Below are 19,999 nucleotides of genomic sequence, written 5' to 3'. Positions count from 1 at the left end.
TATTATTCGTTTCACTTGTTATGAAGTTGACGCGCATTGATGAAAAATGCCGTCCCTAAAATGAATAATACTAAACAAATCCAAAGCGAAATGCCTGCATAGTTATTATGAAAAATCGTTACATTCACCAAGTTTACGAAGAGCATTAAGCCCATCACAACGTACATAGCTTTGATAAATTTCATTAGTTGTGCCCCCTTTTCTTTTTTCTTAGTGGCTTATTATAAATTTTTTACAACAAATAGAGTCGGATAATATGATATTTTTATATTAAATCCAACGAAAACCGCACCATATCTACACATTGAATACCATTTTCAAAAATAGGTGATTTATAATGGTGGATGAAAAAATCTTTATCGATATGTGTCATACGAAAGCCAAACTTTTGATAAAGTGCTATTTGTGAAATACTCGAATTCCCAGTTCCTACCTCGATTTTCTTAAAACGAGCTAGCGTAGCAATCTTTATGGCTTCTTCCACAAGCCGTTTCCCTAACTCTCTTCCCTGCTTTTCTTCTGCTACAGACACATTGACTAATTCTACCGTTCCTGGCCTTGTCGGTATTAACACAAAAACACCGATTATGTTATCATGTTCTTCTAATATGTAGCATTTCCCTCTTTGTATATATTCTTTAATTATTTCCCCAGACGGATTGGCTTGGAGTAATAAATCCATCGGTAATGGTTCGTCGTTTTTTAATAATCGGATATCCATGCCATTCCTCCCTCTTCTTTCTCTACTAACTTGTGAAAGCGCACTGTAATTACTGTTCTTCTCATTTTAACTCATTAAACATCAAAAAAGGTATAAGTCCGATACTATACCGAACTTATACCTACATAACATTGAATAAAGTACATATAAATGTTTTTTTATATTACAACTACTTTATGTTTCACCATACACTTAAAATTCCTGAGCACCGTTAGTTGTTAATTTCCTTATTATCATTGATTAATGTAAGAGCTCTATGCAGGAAAGCTACGAACTGCGCACGTGTTAACTGAGCCTCTGGGTTAAAATCACCATTACTACCGAGCGCAATGCCATGTGCTTTTAACGCTGCAATATATTCAAATGCCCAGTGTGTAGGTGATACATCGTTAAACCCTTCCGCGCCTGTTAATGGTAATTTTAGTGCTAGCGCTAACAATTTTGCCATTTGAGCACGTGTCATTTGAACATTGGGATTGAAATTACCATTTACTCCATCAACAAGACCTGCTTGCTGTACCAACATAATCGATTCGTAATACGGATGACTCGTCGGAACATCGTTAAAGGCTACAGGATCCCTTTTTGATTCTAATTGTAGTACACGTGTCAGTATAACCACTACATGTTGACGTGTAATGAACTCATTTGGTCTAAACTGCCCGTCCGGATACCCTGTTATAAACCCTTGTCTTGCAAAATCAGCAATCATTTTACTTGCCCAATGATCTACTGCTATATCCGAAAATGTCACATTGTTTATCGGCTTTTCTGGTTTTTCCGGCTTTGGTGTCGGTGTTGGGCTTGGCTGTTCCGGTTCTGGCGTCGGTGTCGGGTTTGGCTTTTCCGATGGTGGTGTCGGTTTCGGATTTGGCTGTTCCAGTTCTGGCGTCGGTGTCGGGTTTGGCTTTTCCGGTTCTGGTGTTGGTGTCGGGTTTGGATTAGAACCGCCACCGGATGTATTATCTAATGTCCATATCGCATACAACATCAAATCCGTCGTCCCTATTGGCATAGTTTGTCCTTCTCTATATGTTGTACCTGTGCCATCCTGTTTCGTATTCCAACCTAAAAAATTATAACCTACCTTTGTTAACTGCCCTATATTACCTTTAATCGTTACGATGTCTTGTATTTGATAACGATTAGCATCCATTGGCACTTGTCCACTTGTTGCACCATTTCCATCATAAATGACTGTTAGCAGTGGACTTTTAATTGTAAATGATATTGTTACATTATTGCCTGCACCGTCCGTTACGACTAATGTATAGCTCCCTTTATTAGTAATTGTCGTACCACTTGTAAATGGATTACCATTTAGCATAGCGGTTCCTTCATTATAAGTAACTGTTACACCCTTATCATAGACTTTATTATTTTCCACACCTGTCACTACTGGTGGCACTTTATCAATGGTAAATTTGATAGTTACTGTACTCCCTGCTGTATCTGTTACAGCTAAAGTATAATCCCCGTCAGTGCTCACTACATCTCCACTTGCAAATGGGTTGCCATTCAGTGTAGCGGTTCCCTTATTATAAGTAATTGTTACATCTGTATTGTATATTTCATTATTCACCACACCTGTTACGATAATAGGAGTCTGATCTAATATAATCGTAGCAGAATAAGCCGATGAACTATTACCAGCTGCATCCTTTAACTGCATATAGACTGTTTTTGTCCCCTCGCCAGCTGGCAATGTATATGGTTTAGTCGAAGCAAAGGGCTCCCATGCATTCCATGTTACATTATCATTAGAAAAGCGCATTTCGGTTGGTCCGTGTGCATCTGTTCCTGTTAACGATAACGTTACATTTTCTGTGTTTGTAAAGCTAGCTCCGTTATTAATCGCAAGCGTTCCTGTCGGGGCTGTTTGGTCTAGCATAATGCTATCAGAGAAAGGAGATGTATTCCCTGCCGCATCCTTTAACTGCACATAAACCGTTTTCGTCCCTTCACCTGCTGATAATGTCCAGCTTTTACTTGAACTAAATGCCTCCCATCCACTCCACGACGTATTGTCATTAGAAAAGCGCATTTCAATTGGTCCATTTGCATCTGTTCCCGTTAGCGATAACGTTACATTTTCTGTGTTTGTGCCGGCAACCCCGCTATTAATAGAAAGGCTTCCTGTTGGCGGTGTTTTATCGATTTTAAAGGACACTGTTGTCGTATTCCCCGCTGTATCTGCTACAACTAATGTGTAATCTCCATCAGAACTTACTGTAGCTCCACTTGTAAATGTGGTTCCATTCGATGTTGCGGTCCCTTCATTAAAAGAGATTGTAAGGTCAGTATTATACACTCCGCCATTTGCTACACCTGTCACTACAGGTGGGGTAGTATCTAAGTTAATTGAAGCTGAAGTTGTTACCCCTACATTACCAGCCGTATCCCTTAACTGCATATAAACTGTTTTTGTTCCATCACCTGCTAATAATGTCCAGCTTTTACTTGAACTAAATGCTTCCCATCCGCTCCACGACTTATTATCATTAGAAAAGCGCATTTCGATTCGTTCATCTGCATCTGTTCCTGTTAACGATAACGCTACATTTGTTGTGTTTGTATCGGTAGCTCCATTATTGATGGCTAACGTTCCTGTCGGGGCTGTTTGGTCTAGCATAATGCTATCAGAGAAAGGAGATGTATTCCCTGCCGCATCCTTTAACTGCACATAAACCGTTTTCGTCCCTTCACCTGCTGATAATGTCCAGCTTTTACTTGAACTAAATGCCTCCCATCCACTCCACGACGTATTGTCATTAGAAAAGCGCATTTCAATTGGTCCATTTGCATCTGTTCCCGTTAACGATAACGTTACATTTCGTGTGCTCGTACCGGTAGCCCCGTTATTAATGGCTATCGTTCCTGTTGGGGCAGTGCTATCATATGTGATGGTAGAAGATAAACTTGCCATATTTGTTGTACCATCACTAGCTGTTGCTACACCTTCTGGGATCGTCATGGTTACGCTCCCGTCAGAACTAGGGGAAACGTTGACAGTATAATTGCTTCCGCTACCTGACACACTTGTAACAATTCCATTTGACACTTGTATACTAGATGTAGTAAGTCCAGTAACTGGTTTACTAAATTGTATTGCCCATATCATCGCACTTGCATTTGTTAGTAATGGTGGACTTGATGTAATCGTTACAGTAGGTCGAGCATTGACAGTCATATTCATTGTGTAAGATGACAAACTATCATTTTTTCCATCACTTACTTTGAATGTAAAGGATGAAGATGTACCATTTGTCGTTATATACTTTAGCTTATTTGCATCTAAAACTGCTTTCGTCACTATTCCTCCAGTAGTGATGCTTTCACCTGTATCCGCCTGATTATTACTATTCACATCATTAAATAATGTGCCATGACTAGCCACATTTACAACCTGTATGTGATGTAATGTATCCTCACTATCTTCATCACTAAAAGCAAAGTCAGAAGTAGCAAAGGTATAAACTTCCCCTTCATTTATCGTGATTGTTTTATTGCTCGATGTTGGTAATTTATTCGTCGTAAGTGTTGTAACAGACTGCATCGTATAGGCACTTTTACGTCCAGCAGCATCTTCCACAATAATGTTAAAATAGTTTTGGGTATTAGGCGTAAGTCCAGTTACCGTATAGGTATTACCACTAACCGTCCCTAAAAGTGTACCGTTTGTCTCGATATTGCTTACTGTATCTATATTATTACTGCTAGATTGATACACTTTATATTGTAAATTTGTTGTCGTATCATCTGTTGCCTGTTGCCAATTGAGCGTTACATCGGAAGTAGTGATATTGTTCGTGTGAATGGTTCCATCTGACACTACTGGGGGCGTTACATCTAGATTAGGATTAGCGATTGTAAATTCTAAGAAAGTGACATCCCACACGCCTCCACCATCTGTCGTAACAGTAATGACGAAATAATTAATACCTTTTATATTTACATTAACCGTAAAATCTCGTTTGCCATTAATAGAATTTTCAGTATGCTCCCCTTTTAGCTTATGACTTAAATCATATCCTTTTATATTGATTGTGTATAAATTAGGATTGATAAATGTATCTAACTTTAGCTGTGTTAAGTCAAATGTTCCTCCCGTAAATTCTTCACCCGCTGAAATGGTTACGGAATGTGGTCCCTTTCCCGCATTATTTAAATAATGACCTGGCATAAACTGGGGGTCAGTATTAAATTCGAACGGAGCACTAGGACTAGATGTTACGACAAACCCATTATTTGAATTTAATAACCAGTTAGCTTGTGTTAAATCTTGAGTTAAATTGGGGTAACTAGCAGCTTTTACTTCAACTGGCGTGATAAATGATACTACTTGTAATGGAGAAAATAACACAAGTATAAAACATAGACAGAGTTTTACTATTTTTTTATTCATAAATTACAAATTTCCCCACCTTCCTCTACCTGATTTTATTCAAAGCCTATTCAACTTCGAGGTGGAAATTCGCCATTCAAATAAATAATGAAATTTACGCCTAGGTACGGTTGCATATTATTGTGCGACTGATTTCCTCCTGTGCTGCCTAAAGCTAATGGACTCATCGGACTATTTATCTCTGTTGAATAAAGATTGGTACTCCCTCTACCACTTTTCCCTGACCAAATGGAATTTTGTGGTTCTATTGTATCTGGTGTGTTATTACAATTCGGAATATGGCGATGGCTAGGTAGTTCACTAACCGTTAGTGTGACGGAAGATGTACCACCGCTTTCACCAATCACTCGAGGTGTTAGACCACCCCCTGCTCCTTGATGCATAGCTGTTTTCCCTTGTAAATTTGGTAGTGCAAAGGTCGTTTTTCCATCTCCACCATACTTGGTACCTAAAATTGCATATAATGCTGTATTTTGTGCAATCGATAATAATTGACCATTACATAAAGCCCATCCTCGTGGTGCAAAATTCCCCGTAAATACTCTAATTTCTCCAGTGTAGGCATCCATTTATTTGTCGCTCCTTTCATCCTAATTTCTTGAAGGGTACATCCCCTGTATCGCAATACAATAATTAGCTACATTATAAGGTTGCATATTAGCATGTGCTTGTGAGCTACCAGTCGGCGATAAAGCTTGTATACTCATCGGAATATTCGGTTGATTTGCTGTATAGAATTTTGGATCCGAAGTTGTTCCCCATACGCTCTCCGCTGCTTCTGCTAATGTGGCGTTTTGGGAACTCCCCATCACGTGATGTGTATGGGCAGGCATTTCATTGACCGTCAATACATGTGACTCTTCTCCACCCATTTGCCCAAGTCTAATCCCATTCCCGACATGAACAGGTACGCGACCTCTTAAATCAGGTAATGCAAAGGTAGTCACTCCATTTCCCCCATATGTTGTACCTAGTATTGAAAATAACGCTTGATTTTGATTAATCATAAGTAGTTGACCATTACATACTGCCCATCCGCTCGGGGTAAATCCAAAACTAAATAATCTAATTTCTCCTAAAATAGGCTCCATTTTTTGAACACCTCCTATTAATTCATTGGTGGAAATTCACCTTGAACAGCGATAATATAACTAATGGTTAAATAGGGCATCATGTTATCGTGCGGTTGATTATTTCCTACACTACTCACAATCGCTGGATTCATTGTTCCATTTGAAGATTGAGCTGAATACTGCATATTTTTTGCCCAAACATTATTCAACGGACTATTTGTTGCCCCTTCTGCGTTATAAGCGACGGCTTGATGTGTATGAGCTGGAAGTTGCCCCGTTGTTAACGTAACCGTTTCTGTACCACCTTTTTGTCCCATTGCATACGTCATACCATTTGCTGAATTTGTACCTTGATGCATCACAACTCTACTTTGATAATCAGGTAACGCAAATGTCGCTTGGCCATCTCCACCATACGTCGTACCAATAAGAGCGTATAATAATTCATTTTCCGCTATCGATAGTAATTGACCATTACAAAATGCCCACCCCTGCGGTGCATAGTCACCCGCAAACAAACGAATCTCTCCAAGATACGCTTCCATTGTCAGTACCTCCATTTTCCGGGAAAATATATTTTTAAACATATATCTCTCACTTAAATTATCTTGCTAACGACTCCATGCTCACGTGTACCTCACCCATATCAACCTTATTGTTTATTTCCTTATTCTGATATTGTGGCAACAACGTCATATCTACAATGATGAGTTTGCGTTCAAAAATCAGCTGAAAGTAAGCGCCCTACCTTCTCATTCCCACACATGAGAATTTCCATTTCTAGGGTACTGCATTTCATAGAAAAGTTGCTGACATAAAAATTATGTAGGAATTAAGTGACGCCTATTTTTTCTGATTCCGACGATTCTACTTTGGCTTTTCTTAAACTTGCATACACATGAAACAAAAACGCTTCATTTCCAGTAATTTTTTTGCATTATGAAAGTCTTCACTCACCTCCACCAAAACTATAAAAGGCAAATATTAAAATTAGGTTAAACTGGACAAGATATTTTAAAAACGGTAAATATTACCCCCTTTCCATGGGCAAATCAACACAGCCCTAGAAAGCAGCAGTCACTGAAATAGTAATATATGTTTAAGAATTCACTCATTCGAAGTTGTATATTTGGATTAAAATAAAAAATGTTATTCTCCCATCTCAATTGATGAAAGAATAATATGTGACTACAATTGAATTTAAAATGGTTTAATATCCTCCGTCCTTCATTAGACCACGGACAAATAAATCCCATTTCATTTTAGAATAAAGGTAATGTAGTGACCATTTCTTCCATTCTTCTATAATCTAAATAAAAGGCATTAGAAAAAAATTTTGCTATAATAATAACGACTGTCTAAACGAAAAAACCTATTTTAAAGAAATTGAGGCTAGCGCTGCATTTATTTAAATTGGTTTTTGTTTAAAATGAGGTGTTCTGCATGAAATATCAAAAATTAGCCGCTAGTGTAGTAATGTCAAAAAAAGGGAGAATACCGAAATTAAAAAGTTATAGTGAAGAGCTACAATTGATTGGCATCGGGAGAAGCGCCTATGTGTTCAAAGTGCAACATGAACAAGTGGCTTTAAAAGTGTTCTTCCCACATAAAGCACATATCGCCTCTGAAGAAGCTGCGATTTATCGAAAACTTCCGTCTGGCAACTATTATCCTACTTTATATGATGTGGGAATGAACTATATTGTAATCGATTACCTCGAAGGACATACGTTATTTCAATGCTTAGAAAATGGCATTTATGTATGTGAAGAAAAAATACATGCAATTAATGAAGCATTAGAAATGGCAAGAGAAGTAGGACTAAATCCTTCAGACATCCATCTAAAAAACATCATCATTACCCCAAAGCAAGAAGTGAAATTAATTGATGTCGCACGTTTCCGCCAAACGAAAAAAGATCGCCAGTGGGACGATTTACAAAAAGTCTATTTCAAGGGCTATGTAAAATCTTATTTTCCGAAGCGCATTCCTAAATTGATCCTGAACTGTATAACCGTCATCTATAAAACGGGGCTACGTTTTGTAGAGTAAGAAGCTATAGAGACAAGTAAAAAAATGAGCTGATTCTAACATAGTGTAGAATCAGCTCATTTTATGTGTTCATCTCAGGAGGTTGCTTTTTACAGCGCTCATACATTTTCACTAAATAACCAACAAATGAGATATACACAAGTAATATAATGACTAAAAATAGTGTCCCAACCATTTCTAGCCCATGCTGTACTATATGTGGTGAAACGATTTGAATCCAAATGAGTATGAATTGTGTACCGACTAAAAAATAAGTCATCCACTTTGTCCCATTCACGGCCTCTAGACCATACAGTACGGCAATTTGCTTCGCGACTAAAAAGAAATAATAATAAAATACCACTATCAAAATGCCTACCGCTAAATGACCAACGTAAACGATGATTGTTGGCATATGTGTATCCACATACAGCGCTATATCTTGAATTGTAAAAGGGAGATTGACAATGGCTAATACAGTGGCCAACACTTTTGCCTGCTTTGCCCCGCTAAACTGCTGGACTTTTGCTGAAAAACTAGTCGCAATGAGCATCCAGCCAAACGCGTCTGGCAATAAATCAAACCCTACCCAAATATCGACAAAGATTAAAATCCCCCCAACAATCATATGTGAAAATAAGCGCTCCATTATGCACCCACCTCCTCTAGGAAATCCTTTAATCGCTCATCGGTCATCCAAACATAGCTATCAATGTGTTCATAGATGACAAGCGACTCCCCCTGTGTATTCACAAGCTTGATTGTGACGCGAATCGGGCTGCTATTTCCATAGGCATAAAGATGGTCAAAATCGATTGTAAATGTTTCCTCTGCTTGTAATGACAGTGGAAACGTAATGCCTTGTTCATTGTGCAGGAGTGTTGTGTGAGCCATTTTATGCTCAATGGTTACCTCTTCAATTGTCACGTCTTCTGTCACTTTAAATGTTGTACGTCCTTTCACTGATTCACGCTCATCGAATGTTTTTATGATACTTCGGGGGCTTTGCTGTACTACTGTACCATGCCATTCGATTGAATCGCTCACTGCAATCGGTGAATATCCCTCAAAATATACTTCTGCCTCATCACCTAAATGCAAACTCTCTTGTAGCCCGTCCCATTGCCATTCGTCCAGCCCGACACTAGCAGAACGTACTTCATAATAACGACGGATAGAATGAACACTATCCTTACGCGCATTATTGTAGAACATCGGTGCATCAGCAGAGAAAAAATTACTATCTCCAAACTCAATTCCATCTACATAAGTCTCGCTATCCGAATTGACTACATAGGTTATTTCGATTTTTTGGGCGCTTTCTTCTATTGCCACTTGTAGCACAACAGGTCGTGCCAATTGCTTTTGTTCGTAAATAATGGAACTCATGATCGCTGCGATGATTGTTACCGTTAAAACAATCATAAATCGTTTACTCATCTCTCCTTCCCCCCTCGGTAAAATTAAATTGAATTTGTACTTTTTAGTAATAAAATAGAGCGGCTTTTATACATAGAATCCGCTCAACTGTACATTAACGATATTTAAAAACTTCAAACGTTGAATCATCTCTACTGCTTATAGTGTAGTAAATTATCATATACAAAAATAGGCTGCTAGTAGTTCCGATGACTGCAGGGATGAAGGTGATTGACTTTGCTAGCCCACTGAAGAATTTTGATGTTCACCATGTCCTACCTCTCCTATGTTTTGTACGTAGATTTCTTATATTAGTACAAAAATAGAGTTGATCTAACGAAATATAGAATCAACTCTTTACTAGGCACTATCATTTTAAATTAACTTGGCCATATAGTACTCGTCTACATATCTTCCGTCAATACAAAGGGAGCTTCGTTTCACCCCTTCCATTTCGAAGCCCATCTTTTTATACAAATGATACGCAGCATCATTATACGTAATGACCGTGAGCTCTAGGCGCTGTAGCCCAACTTCTCTTGCCCATTCCTCCACATGTGAAAGTAGTGCCGTCCCAACACCTTTTCCGCGGCTCTCACTATGAACTCCGATGACAATATAAGCTCTATGTGCAATGCGGTTAGGCGTATCCCCCTGTACAATGATGTAGCCATAAATTCGGTCTTGTTCAACAGCAACAAAGACGGCTGAATTATTTTTGTTGTTAATGGCTTCAACTACTTTTTCAAATTGTGTTGCTGTTACGTTTCTTTCTCCCGGATTAAACAGCATCAAGCCCGACTCCTCAGCATTTTTCATTACTTCTACAATTTGTCCTGCATCTTCAGTAGTTGCTTGGCGAACGTCCATCATCTTTTTCCCTCTCCTCTTAAAATGTTTAAATTAAGTGTTACAAAGCTTTCCTTAAGCATGGCTCATCATACAATAGAATCCTGTCGTGACTAATAAACGGAATGATATCCACTTTCAATGTTCTGTTATCTTGCAAATGCTCATAATGTTCCCTCTTTGTCTCGAATCTCTTTGAGCAGCTCGATCATTTCTTCATTTTGTTTTTTTATTGCTCCTAATAATTTCTCCACTGCAATGACAGAAAAGATAAGAATTGCTAACAAAAACATAATTATAATTAACATTTACTTTCTCCCTCTCAACAGTTTATTTCTTTAGTGGCTTGTAACGTAAAGACTTTCGCCAACAGCTCTAATACAAACGGAAAAACAATGTGTATACTACTTTGAAAAATCGAAGCGACACTACCAATATGCTATATACCGCACTCCTCATCATGCTAAAAAATATGTAAATTGTAAATTTTATTATTATATACTATATATTGTACATAATTGTTAGACGAAAAATTTATAAATATAATATTTTTCAAGAATATTGCAGTTAACAAAGGAATATTGTTAATTTCTACATATTTATCTATAGAAAAATATGTTGAGTAATTGGATAAACTATTTTCTTCTGTACTGTACTGTACAGCGTGTCATATTGTTTTTTTGTCCTTCTTCCTATCTTTAGCGTTTCAATACAAAAAGCCTACCTCCATTTAAATAGATAGTAGGCTGTCAAGTTTCACCCGTATGTCTAAAACTACGTTGAATTATGTGAGCAATTCATATGTGTTCCAGTCTCTTGGTTTTATGCTCTTCTCCGCCCAGCTCTTTTGTGGTGCATCGTATGGCGCAGTTGCCATTAATTGATCATTATGCCAGCTTGCTGCTCCAGAACGAACCATTTCATCGAGTAGAATGTGAACAAAATCTTCCGGCTGCATTTGAAAAGCGGAACGTGCAAAATCTTGGAACCAACCACACTTGAGTAAGTAACTGTCGATTTCTTGTCTTGCCAATCCATTTTTCATGATTAATGTGAAGGCAAAAATCCGCTTGCAAGCATGCCATGCAATTTTTTCTGGCATAGTGCTCCACTTTTCTAGCCTCTTCCTTGCTGCATCAATGGCAACTAACGGATTTTCTATTTGTGGTCCATGCCCTGGATAAGCTTTCTGAATTCGAAGGGTGGATAAATCATCTAAACTTTCAATGGAGCGTTGAATGGCACTCACACCTTCTCTAAACATATTTAACCAGCCAATATCATTATTGTGAAAGAGATCCCCGCAAATTAATAGTTCTTGTTCAGGCTCATATAAAGAAATATGACCTAACGTATGCCCCGGTGTATGCAACACTTTCAACGTGCTATTCCCACTATTAATCTCATCGTTATGTGCAAGCTTTGTATCGACTCGGTAAGGTTCGACAGGCTGATCTAACCATTCTGCACTACACGCTTCCGCATCACCCATATTAATTAAATGGGCGTCCCATTTATGTGCCGCAATTCGTACACCGTAATTTCGTTGCAGATGAAAATTACCACCTACATGGTCACTATGATAGTGCGTGTTCACAATTAGGTGTAATGCTTTGGGTGAAACACCTGCATCTTTTATTAATTGCTCGGTCTTTTTTGCATCGCTCCCAAAACCAGGATCAATCAGAATCGGGCGTTGATCTTGAATCAAGACCATATTGGCACTTGGAAATTTTCTTTCAAAGAAAATAATATTGGACTTTTCCATAAACGAATCCCCCTTACACGCAATAATGACTGAGCGTTCACTCAGTCAAGCTTATAGAAATACTTAAAGAATTACACCTGAAAAATTCCCCTGTAACACTTCTTTTCTATGCTGATTTTTACATAAAAAAGAGGTATGTATCGCTATTCTATTCTTTTCTTGCCTTTCATATTTTTCAATTTTCACTTCACAAGTGATTGTATCCCCTGTAAACACAGGTCTTAAAAACTCAAAATTCATCGTACGTGCGAGTACATTATGATCTCCACCTACTTTTGTCGGCAACGTTGCCGTTAACAATCCTTGAATGACTAACCTCCCCTGTTCATCTGGGGTTACATGATGAATCCCTTCATCAGCAGAAACTTCCGTAAATAATTCAACATCCCTTACTGTAAAAGTTCGTTCAAACGTAATGATTTCTCCTACTTTTAATACCATATTAGTTCCCCCCTCCAGTTCCATACTTCAATATTAACAATAATCAGATTATTAAATCAATAGAGATTGGTATTTAATATAGATGCTACTCATGAAAAGGAGGGGCTCCTCATCTCTCACCAATTAAGAGATGAACTCAAGCTAAGAACGCCACCTCGTGTAATAACGCCGGAGTGACCAACGTTAAATAGCTAGCTTATATGTTCCCATATACTTTTAAATAACCGAATAATCATTCTAGGTATATATAATACAATCCTTACAATCACTTCACTCACAATGGATTCGATTATTTCAACACCAAAGTCTTTTATTATGTCACGTCGTGTGTGTTTCCTCTTTACTGCTTTTTTCAATTTGGACCTCCAATTATTCATAACTTACTGCCTATCCCTATAATAAGGCTATGTTAAGAAAATCGGAAAGGGAAAATATTGGCTCATCACCGTAACTTGGGGTTGATTTCCGTTCCAAATTCATTTGCGACGAAAGCGGAGCGGCAGGAGCAGCTGGGCGCTTTCCGGGGGGCGTCCGATGAGCCGCTTCCCTCGCTACGCTCAGTCCAGGGTCTCATCTAGGACGCTAATCCCCCAGGAGTCGCCCAGCTTCCACTCCAATCAACAAACACTTTATTTCATCAATTCGTAATGAACGAAAAATACAAAAATAGTAAAAATTATTGTAACCTTTATACTTCACCACAGCACGTTTCCGTTGTGAAGTAAAGCTTGGCTTCTATAACAATAAATAGTACGCTATGGCAAAAATGAATACTTCTTCATCAGAATCTGTGTTCCACCTATAGCAAAATCATTTTTATAGCAAACAATTTACGTAGAAGTAGGTAGCACACGGAACGGAGAGCGGTGACTCCAGCGGTGGGAAGTGAACAAAGGCTAAAGTCGCCACGTCCTGTGGCAACGCCTTTGTGAGCAACATCATGTTGCCCCGAGCTGAAGGCCCCGCAGGCAATTTATTTGCGACGAAAGCGCAGCGACAGGAGCAGTGAGGGACGAACGACGAGGAGACTGAAGCCATGCCCGCGGAAAGCATCCGCTCGGAGTGGAGTGTGCCATGTATATAAGGCAACCCCGACTTTTGGTGATGAACCAAAATATTGTGAATTTCCATATAAAAGGGACACACAGCTTGAGAGCACTATTGCCCCTACACTGTGTGTCCCCGATTGTTCTAATTAACAAGATTATTTGTATTGTAATACCCCACCATAAAATAATGCATCTGTTCACTTTCCCTCATTATGCCTTACCTATGATAGTGCATATGAATGTTTATTTAGTTCTGAGATGGCTCGATATATGTTGAGCTATTGTTATTTCGAGTAGTTGCATTTTGTATCTTTAGTAATTCCGAAATCGTGACGAATTTATAGCCTTGCTTTTGAAGTTCAGGTAGAATTTCTTCTAATGCTTGAACGGTTTGCTCTCGGTTTCCACCGCCGTCATGTAATAACACAACACTGCCTGGCTTCGCACCTTTCAATACAGTATCTACAATTTTTTCCTTCCCAGGTCTTTTCCAATCAAATGTATCTAGATGCCATGACCACATCACTACTTTATATCCTTCTTTTGCAATGGCTTCTATCATTGCATCCGTATATTGTCCTTCTACAGGTCTGAATAAAACTGGTGCATAGCCACTTATGCCAAAGATGGTCGCATGTGTTTCTTTTATTTCCTTTATTAAATTCGAGACGTTCGTTCTTAATGGATGGGTATACGTGTGAATAGCTAATTCATGCCCCTCCTCATGTACACGTAGAGTAAGATTCGGGGTTTTTTCTGCATATTTACCTACAATGAAAAACGTTGCTTTTGCATCATATTGTGCTAACACGTCTAAAATCTCTGGCGTATATTTTTTATGCGGTCCATCATCAAAAGTTAAAGCAATTACTTTTTCATTCGTTTTTATTTCCCATACTATTTTGCCGGTTTCCTCATAATATTTTCTACCTTTATCTGCATACGAATTTTCATTTCCCCAAAATATTGAGGCTATAAAAAAGCCTAATGCTAATAATACAAGAACATAATATTTCCTCACCACTTCACATCCCGCCAAATAATCTATTTACACCGTATTATCTGTGGATTCATAAAAAAAATGCTTTTATTTTTAACTCTTCATCAAAATGTGTACTTGATTTCACATTTCCCCTCGTCGCCCATGCTTTGCTCCATGTACTTGTATTTCTTTAAGACAGAGCAGATTGTGGCGTTGCGCGATTAAACTTATTACAAAAATTAAGCTATGTAGGTTTTTACTTTTGCACTATAGGGAAATGAGATATCTTCCTTTTTAAACCTTTAAATTCTAAGGAGCTATGAATAATTCAGGTTGAAATTGCTCCCTTCCTCAACATTTTTTTCTAATACGAAGCATCTCAATTCTACTAAGGTAGGTGATTCGAAGAGCATTTCCAACCCTATCAATACGATTGGCGAAAGAATCTGCTTTTGCTTAATTATTTAGCAAATCAATTTTAAGAATAATTATTGATTGGATGAATACCCCCTCTATTTTCTGCAACTACACATATAATAGGCTATAAAAAGGAGGTGTTTTCATGGGTAACTATGGAAACTGTAACTATGGTAAAAGTAATGGTTCATCATTCGTTTTAATCGTTGTCCTATTTATTCTTCTAATTATTGTCGGAGCTACTTTCATGTATTAACATAAGCATCTGTTGCTAGCTATGATCGTCATTCCTCACCTAATTTTGGTTTAGGGTCACTTTCCATCGAGTGGCCCTTTCAATAGTTTCCTTCCTCAAATTCACCGTTTGCTACATCCTGCAAGTGCTTTTATGACAAGTCGGACCAAACCCTGGCTCGATACTTCGTCTACCAGCTGCGTGTTTTGAATTTCTTTTCACCGAGAGCGATAATATATACATCTTCCCCCGTAATTATGTCGAAGCATAGTCTTGGTAAAACGAGAACCTTTTTGAATCTGCTTTAAATAATTGAGTTTTATGGATGTAGTCCTACAAACCTATCGATTTCTTTTTGAACATGTGGATGATATGCAGTGGTAAGGATGCCGAAGAAGATGATGCAGCTGCAACAGATACATTTAATAAATTGTTTTGAGGCAAAAAAAGAGTTTTTTTAAATTCGTCACTCGTTCGTCACTCGAAGGTTAAAAATCCATGTTTTAAAGAAAATAAAAAAAGCCGAAACCCCTTGATACGAAAGGGTTTCGGCGATATGGTCCCGACAGGGTTCGAACCTGCGACCCCCACCTTGTCGAGGTGGTGCTCTCCCAGCTGAGCTACAAGACCAGAGTATTTGTAAATAAATACTAACATAAAAGGCTACTAATGAAAAGTAGAAAATCGCATTTTTTGAAAATAAAATTTCCTCTTCCTCTTTTAACGACTTTAAATTTAAAAACATAAGACATGAGTTTAAGCTCATGCCCTTTTCTATAAAGAAAACACCCCGAATTGGTCAATGTCATCTTTCACTATTTCAGCCATATCATTTATCTGAAATGTCATTTTTACTCTCTAAATAGCTAAGAAAATCAGCTTTCTCTATGACATTCAGTATACATTTACACTGTGTCTCGTGTTCAATCTTTTGCAGCTCTAAAGGAAATTGCTCATCTACATGCAGCTTCATATATGACAGCTTTTCTTGTGCCTTTTGTGAGCGTATATTATGAATCGTTGCCCCAGCAAACACATAATCTAAATTCAAATGTAAAAAGGCCTCTTTTAAAATAGCCTCTTTCGCTAACTCGTTATACCCCTTTCCCCAATAGGCAGAGCCAATCCACGTGCCGATATGGGCAGTTTTCTTCTCTAGATCAATCGATTTTAACGTAATGACACCAATTAATTCCTTCGCCTCGTTTAAAATCACCCTTGATAGTTGCTTCCCGATTTTTTCCTGCACAACAATAAATTGAATAAATGACTTTGTTCCTTCTAAAGAGCATTGCTCATCTGTTAAGCCTAGCGCCGCTTTAATCTTTTCATCGGACGATAGGTTAGACATGCTTTCTGCAAATTTTAAATGATGATTTACTAATTGTATTTGTACCATCTCTTCATCTCCCATCAACCTTTTTCTCTATTTTCCTGAAATGCTATTGCATCTCTCTTGCTTGCTGATTAGGCGAAAAACAGTGATATTTATTGGATATTAGAACGTAATACTATCAGAAAGATACTATTTTGTCATCTACATGTACAAAAATCGTGCCTCCTAATAGCTATTACATGTAAATACGCTTTCATGAATGATTTTATGCGTTTCATCCGTATTTTTACGTGGGAAATAATCATGAAAAAAAGGAAATGTGCTCGCTTTCAGAACACATTTCCTCTTCCTATTCAAAATCGGTTGGTAGCTGGTGGATTATTGAATATATTCTTCGCTCATGAGCATATCCTTTAGTAGCTCTGTCGGAATTTCGAATTCCACAATTCCCATATAGCCAGGTGCTACTTCGTATTTATCAAACACAACGACAAGCTTGTTGTCTGCTGTAATATAGAAGTTTTGATCGGGTTTAATTGTAGTAAAGGCATAAAATACTTCTTCGTCAGGAATGCCTCCGCCTTTTATCCAGTACACTTTTTCTTGATTCGATGCTAGCATCTCCTCACGCATTTGTCCTATAACATAATCGCTGATGACAGAGACATATCGATCATCTTTAAATAAACTTGGTAATGTCAGCACGATTTCTTTTTGTTTATCGATTGTATCGTAGTGCATGACTGTTGAAGAAGAACCGACTGTTTCGACTACATAACGACCGATCGATAACAGTTGTTCGGTATCAGTTGCCACAACGTAGCCGCTGTCTACACCTAAGTGTCCCCCATTTGCTTGCTCCATGCCTTTCATATCTTGTTGGAACTGCTCGTATAGCGCTTTGCCTTCTGCTGCGTATTTTTGATTTAATGCATTAATCTCATCCGAGCTACCAGTAATTTTCGGCACATCGATATTCGCTGAATATGTGTCCTCTTCCGTCTCATAATGGACAAAAGTTAATACTTCCACAACACTACCCAGCACGGGAACATCCACTAATGCCCGCGCCATTGTCGGACTCATATTCACACTAGCTGTAAATAAAGCGGCCGCGGCTGCTACACCTAACAACCATTTAGGCGCTCGTTTTTTACGCCCCTTTTTTAAGCTCGCTTCGACAACAGCATCTAAATTTTCCGGAATCGGTATATTGCGATATTTTTCCTCTAATTTCTTTAACTTGTCCATCAGAACATCTCCTCTTTCGTTAATTGAATTTTAAGTAACTTTAATGCTTTGTAGATTCTGGATTTAATCGTATTGACATTCGTATCTAATATGTGCGCCACATCCTCGATTTTTAAATCTTCGAAATAGCGTAAAATTACGACTTCACGATAAGCAGGTGGTAATGTATCGAGCGCATCATCTAAATCTGTATTTTCATAGGTGTCCATTTGATGCGGTGAAAAAAAGGCTAATTGCTCGTCATCCATCACTTGCATCCGTTTGTTTTTTCGTAAAAAATCAATGGCGGTTCTCACGACAATTTTATAAAACCAACTTTTGAGTTGTTGTTCATTTTGTAAAGTATGTAGCGATTGTAACGCTTTTTGAATACTGTCTTGCACTATGTCGAGTGCATCTTGCTCGTTTTTCGTGTAGCTATAAGCAAGTAAATAAAATCGTTCTTTGTTTGCGCGGATAAATGTCACGAATACTTGCTCAACATGTTGATGCTCCATCTCCTAAAGGCTCCTTTTTCAGCATTTTTCATTGTATACATAAACTAGACGGATAAGAGGCTAGAAAAAGTTGAAAGAAAAAATATATTTTTATTTTTGGTTAGCGCAATTATTGTATCAAATACATGTAATAACCAAAAATAGAGCTGATAATAGCATGTATTATCAACTCTATCAATTAAGTGATATATAATTGTATTTGCGGAGCGCGTTTTAGTAATTCTTCCAAAAAGGCCTGTTGCTTAGCTGGTGAAATTTTAAACTCACTCCGTCTCGCGGATTGATAGTAAATAGCCAGCCCATCCTTTGATGTCATCAGATGCAAACCTGACCGCATATCGGCAGTACGTGTAATGTGAGTCATTTGCTTATACGGAATTTTTATATGAAATGGTCCACCCGTCACCTGTAAATACGTAGCGCGAAACGTATAGCGGATCGTTAACATCGTCCATAAAAAGACACCGACAACAACAATATATAGCCCAATCATTATCCATAACAGCATAATATCAAACGACGAAATGAGAAACGGTAAGAAAAAACAAGCCGCACAAAACAGAATTACGGTCATCATAAAATGTTTAAAAGAACGATCATACTTTGGCAAAAAGATCATCTTGAACACCTCTTAATCATATATACGGATAGCTGTATGAAGGGTTTCATCATTAAACTAGGATTACTGTTTTTTACGTTACTCTCAGCGCGAAAAACCGATATGTTCATCACATACCGGTTACTCATTAAATACGTAATATTTTTAAAAAATACTTTGCCATTTCTTCCTTTGTTAAATGTAAGTAGGTCATCGCTGTTACACATTTAGCGAGCAAAATATCCATCCCTTTTAATTTCTTCAGTTCAATGCCGTGCAATTCGTATAAATAGTTACCATACTCCCCCATTTCTTCACTTTTTTCTTGATACACGGTTTCACTTTCCAGAAACATTAACTCAACAAACGGTTCAATTAACTCATGCTTAGAAAATAACGGATGATCTTTCGGTACATCCAATGAATAGAAATCGTGAAATAATATGTGTATAATCGTTTCTTTCGGAATGAGCTGCTTAATACGTTCCGTAAATTTCCCCGATAGCTCCCGCTCAAACTCCTGAGTAATCATGTTTTTCTCCGTAACAGCTAGCACCTCTGCCCGCTGCACATCGTCTGGAACAGAAAAACTGACGGAATATTTGGACCCTAACTCTCGAAGCATAAATTGTATTTCACCCATTTGTACAGTCACAAAATAGGCATCCATACGCCCCATATTACGGATTTTTATTTCCTGATCTTTCATAAACACGAAAAACATTTTCATCACTCCCTTACTTCACAGTACTTTAAAACACTATGTGCATCCTTTCTTACATTTATAGATTATTAAACACACCGATTCTTACTATTTCATAAACATGTCTTGCCTTATCCACCCACTTATCATAAAAATAAAGGGATGCTTTTCAGGAGGTAATTACACTTAATTTCTTGAACATTACTCTGTTTGTATGAAAGTTT

Annotated in this window: 20 protein-coding genes and 1 tRNA gene; 2 read left to right on the top strand and 19 right to left on the bottom strand. The window is 37.9% G+C overall.

The annotated features are described in order from the left end of the window. Positions 1–11: 11 nt before the first annotated feature. From AAGS61_RS09275 to AAGS61_RS09250, 6 genes are all read right to left on the bottom strand, one after another. Complete coding sequence (locus tag AAGS61_RS09275; RefSeq protein WP_391370516.1) at positions 12–185, bottom strand: hypothetical protein; 174 nt, start codon at positions 183–185, stop codon at positions 12–14. Between the two features lie 80 nt (positions 186–265). Continuing rightward, on the bottom strand, positions 266–721 hold the full coding sequence (locus tag AAGS61_RS09270; protein ID WP_391370513.1) for a GNAT family N-acetyltransferase: 456 nt from the start codon (positions 719–721) through the stop codon (positions 266–268). A gap of 211 nt (positions 722–932) precedes the next feature. After that, positions 933–5,126, bottom strand: coding sequence for an S-layer homology domain-containing protein (locus AAGS61_RS09265; RefSeq protein ID WP_391370510.1), 4,194 nt, complete (start codon positions 5,124–5,126; stop codon positions 933–935). 50 nt (positions 5,127–5,176) lie between these two features. Next, positions 5,177–5,695, bottom strand: a complete 519-nt coding sequence (locus AAGS61_RS09260; RefSeq protein ID WP_391370507.1) for a phage tail protein — start codon at positions 5,693–5,695, stop codon at positions 5,177–5,179. 21 nt (positions 5,696–5,716) lie between these two features. Then, positions 5,717–6,217, bottom strand: a complete 501-nt coding sequence (locus AAGS61_RS09255) for a phage tail protein (RefSeq protein ID WP_391370504.1) — start codon at positions 6,215–6,217, stop codon at positions 5,717–5,719. A gap of 17 nt (positions 6,218–6,234) precedes the next feature. After that, entirely contained in the window at positions 6,235–6,744 is a 510-nt protein-coding gene (locus tag AAGS61_RS09250; RefSeq protein ID WP_391370501.1) for a phage tail protein, read from the bottom strand. 898 nt (positions 6,745–7,642) lie between these two features. On the opposite strand from AAGS61_RS09250, the gene AAGS61_RS09245 reads away from it, so the two are divergent. Further along, the gene (locus AAGS61_RS09245; protein WP_391370499.1) at positions 7,643–8,251 is read left to right on the top strand and encodes a protein kinase family protein; all 609 of its coding nucleotides are present in this window, start codon (positions 7,643–7,645) and stop codon (positions 8,249–8,251) included. Positions 8,252–8,312: 61 nt separating this feature from the next. Here AAGS61_RS09245 and AAGS61_RS09240 read toward each other — a convergent pair whose 3' ends face one another. From AAGS61_RS09240 to AAGS61_RS09210, 7 genes are all read right to left on the bottom strand, one after another. Next, a complete protein-coding gene (locus AAGS61_RS09240) occupies positions 8,313–8,879 on the bottom strand; it encodes a hypothetical protein (protein ID WP_391370496.1) in 567 nt (188 codons plus the stop codon). Continuing rightward, on the bottom strand, positions 8,879–9,670 hold the full coding sequence (locus AAGS61_RS09235; RefSeq protein ID WP_391370493.1) for a hypothetical protein: 792 nt from the start codon (positions 9,668–9,670) through the stop codon (positions 8,879–8,881). The genes AAGS61_RS09240 and AAGS61_RS09235 overlap by 1 nt, the downstream gene beginning before the upstream one ends. Before the next feature lie 354 nt (positions 9,671–10,024). Continuing rightward, a complete protein-coding gene (locus AAGS61_RS09230) occupies positions 10,025–10,522 on the bottom strand; it encodes a GNAT family N-acetyltransferase (RefSeq protein WP_391370490.1) in 498 nt (165 codons plus the stop codon). 140 nt (positions 10,523–10,662) lie between these two features. Then, on the bottom strand, positions 10,663–10,806 hold the full coding sequence (locus tag AAGS61_RS09225) for a hypothetical protein (protein ID WP_391370487.1): 144 nt from the start codon (positions 10,804–10,806) through the stop codon (positions 10,663–10,665). Positions 10,807–11,282: 476 nt separating this feature from the next. After that, on the bottom strand, positions 11,283–12,266 hold the full coding sequence (locus AAGS61_RS09220; RefSeq protein WP_391370484.1) for an MBL fold metallo-hydrolase: 984 nt from the start codon (positions 12,264–12,266) through the stop codon (positions 11,283–11,285). A gap of 63 nt (positions 12,267–12,329) precedes the next feature. Then, the gene (locus AAGS61_RS09215) at positions 12,330–12,707 is read right to left on the bottom strand and encodes a hotdog domain-containing protein (protein WP_391370481.1); all 378 of its coding nucleotides are present in this window, start codon (positions 12,705–12,707) and stop codon (positions 12,330–12,332) included. 1,296 nt (positions 12,708–14,003) lie between these two features. Beyond that, entirely contained in the window at positions 14,004–14,777 is a 774-nt protein-coding gene (locus AAGS61_RS09210) for a polysaccharide deacetylase family protein (protein ID WP_391370478.1), read from the bottom strand. Between the two features lie 523 nt (positions 14,778–15,300). Between AAGS61_RS09210 and AAGS61_RS09205 the strand changes: the two genes are divergently transcribed. Continuing rightward, entirely contained in the window at positions 15,301–15,411 is a 111-nt protein-coding gene (locus tag AAGS61_RS09205; RefSeq protein ID WP_391370475.1) for a YjcZ family sporulation protein, read from the top strand. Positions 15,412–15,947: 536 nt separating this feature from the next. Here the strand turns inward: AAGS61_RS09205 and AAGS61_RS09200 are convergent. From AAGS61_RS09200 to AAGS61_RS09175, 6 genes are all read right to left on the bottom strand, one after another. Next, a tRNA-Val gene (locus AAGS61_RS09200) sits at positions 15,948–16,020 on the bottom strand. 199 nt (positions 16,021–16,219) lie between these two features. After that, positions 16,220–16,789: a GNAT family N-acetyltransferase gene (locus AAGS61_RS09195; RefSeq protein WP_391370472.1), complete on the bottom strand. Its 570-nt coding sequence runs from the start codon at positions 16,787–16,789 to the stop codon at positions 16,220–16,222. 315 nt (positions 16,790–17,104) lie between these two features. Then, positions 17,105–17,977, bottom strand: a complete 873-nt coding sequence (locus AAGS61_RS09190; RefSeq protein ID WP_391370469.1) for an RsiV family protein — start codon at positions 17,975–17,977, stop codon at positions 17,105–17,107. Further along, entirely contained in the window at positions 17,977–18,474 is a 498-nt protein-coding gene (locus AAGS61_RS09185) for an RNA polymerase sigma factor (RefSeq protein ID WP_391370466.1), read from the bottom strand. Before AAGS61_RS09185 ends, AAGS61_RS09190 begins: the two co-directional genes overlap by 1 nt. A 178-nt stretch (positions 18,475–18,652) precedes the next feature. Further along, positions 18,653–19,093, bottom strand: a complete 441-nt coding sequence (locus AAGS61_RS09180) for a PH domain-containing protein (protein WP_391370464.1) — start codon at positions 19,091–19,093, stop codon at positions 18,653–18,655. Between the two features lie 127 nt (positions 19,094–19,220). Continuing rightward, positions 19,221–19,796 (bottom strand): hypothetical protein, encoded by a 576-nt coding sequence (locus AAGS61_RS09175; RefSeq protein ID WP_391370461.1) that lies wholly within the window; start codon positions 19,794–19,796, stop codon positions 19,221–19,223. Positions 19,797–19,999 lie beyond the last annotated feature (203 nt).

This window comes from Lysinibacillus sp. KU-BSD001 (assembly GCF_042920265.1).
Classification (GTDB): Bacteria; Bacillota; Bacilli; order Bacillales_A; family Planococcaceae; genus Lysinibacillus_B.
This window is presented reverse-complemented; position numbering and strand designations above follow the sequence as displayed.

Excerpts from the sequence above, each read along its gene's own strand:
- AAGS61_RS09275 (WP_391370516.1), bottom strand. The coding sequence starts at position 185 with ATGAAATTTATCAAAGCTATGTACGTTGTGATGGGCTTAATGCTCTTC.
- AAGS61_RS09270 (WP_391370513.1), bottom strand. The coding sequence starts at position 721 with ATGGATATCCGATTATTAAAAAACGACGAACCATTACCGATGGATTTA.
- AAGS61_RS09265 (WP_391370510.1), bottom strand. The coding sequence starts at position 5,126 with ATGAATAAAAAAATAGTAAAACTCTGTCTATGTTTTATACTTGTGTTA.
- AAGS61_RS09260 (WP_391370507.1), bottom strand. The coding sequence starts at position 5,695 with ATGGATGCCTACACTGGAGAAATTAGAGTATTTACGGGGAATTTTGCA.
- AAGS61_RS09255 (WP_391370504.1), bottom strand. The coding sequence starts at position 6,217 with ATGGAGCCTATTTTAGGAGAAATTAGATTATTTAGTTTTGGATTTACC.
- AAGS61_RS09250 (WP_391370501.1), bottom strand. The coding sequence starts at position 6,744 with ATGGAAGCGTATCTTGGAGAGATTCGTTTGTTTGCGGGTGACTATGCA.
- AAGS61_RS09245 (WP_391370499.1), top strand. The coding sequence starts at position 7,643 with ATGAAATATCAAAAATTAGCCGCTAGTGTAGTAATGTCAAAAAAAGGG.
- AAGS61_RS09240 (WP_391370496.1), bottom strand. The coding sequence starts at position 8,879 with ATGGAGCGCTTATTTTCACATATGATTGTTGGGGGGATTTTAATCTTT.
- AAGS61_RS09235 (WP_391370493.1), bottom strand. The coding sequence starts at position 9,670 with ATGAGTAAACGATTTATGATTGTTTTAACGGTAACAATCATCGCAGCG.
- AAGS61_RS09230 (WP_391370490.1), bottom strand. The coding sequence starts at position 10,522 with ATGATGGACGTTCGCCAAGCAACTACTGAAGATGCAGGACAAATTGTA.
- AAGS61_RS09225 (WP_391370487.1), bottom strand. The coding sequence starts at position 10,806 with ATGTTAATTATAATTATGTTTTTGTTAGCAATTCTTATCTTTTCTGTC.
- AAGS61_RS09220 (WP_391370484.1), bottom strand. The coding sequence starts at position 12,266 with ATGGAAAAGTCCAATATTATTTTCTTTGAAAGAAAATTTCCAAGTGCC.
- AAGS61_RS09215 (WP_391370481.1), bottom strand. The coding sequence starts at position 12,707 with ATGGTATTAAAAGTAGGAGAAATCATTACGTTTGAACGAACTTTTACA.
- AAGS61_RS09205 (WP_391370475.1), top strand. The coding sequence starts at position 15,301 with ATGGGTAACTATGGAAACTGTAACTATGGTAAAAGTAATGGTTCATCA.
- AAGS61_RS09195 (WP_391370472.1), bottom strand. The coding sequence starts at position 16,789 with ATGGTACAAATACAATTAGTAAATCATCATTTAAAATTTGCAGAAAGC.
- AAGS61_RS09190 (WP_391370469.1), bottom strand. The coding sequence starts at position 17,977 with ATGGACAAGTTAAAGAAATTAGAGGAAAAATATCGCAATATACCGATT.
- AAGS61_RS09185 (WP_391370466.1), bottom strand. The coding sequence starts at position 18,474 with ATGGAGCATCAACATGTTGAGCAAGTATTCGTGACATTTATCCGCGCA.
- AAGS61_RS09180 (WP_391370464.1), bottom strand. The coding sequence starts at position 19,093 with ATGATCTTTTTGCCAAAGTATGATCGTTCTTTTAAACATTTTATGATG.
- AAGS61_RS09175 (WP_391370461.1), bottom strand. The coding sequence starts at position 19,796 with ATGTTTTTCGTGTTTATGAAAGATCAGGAAATAAAAATCCGTAATATG.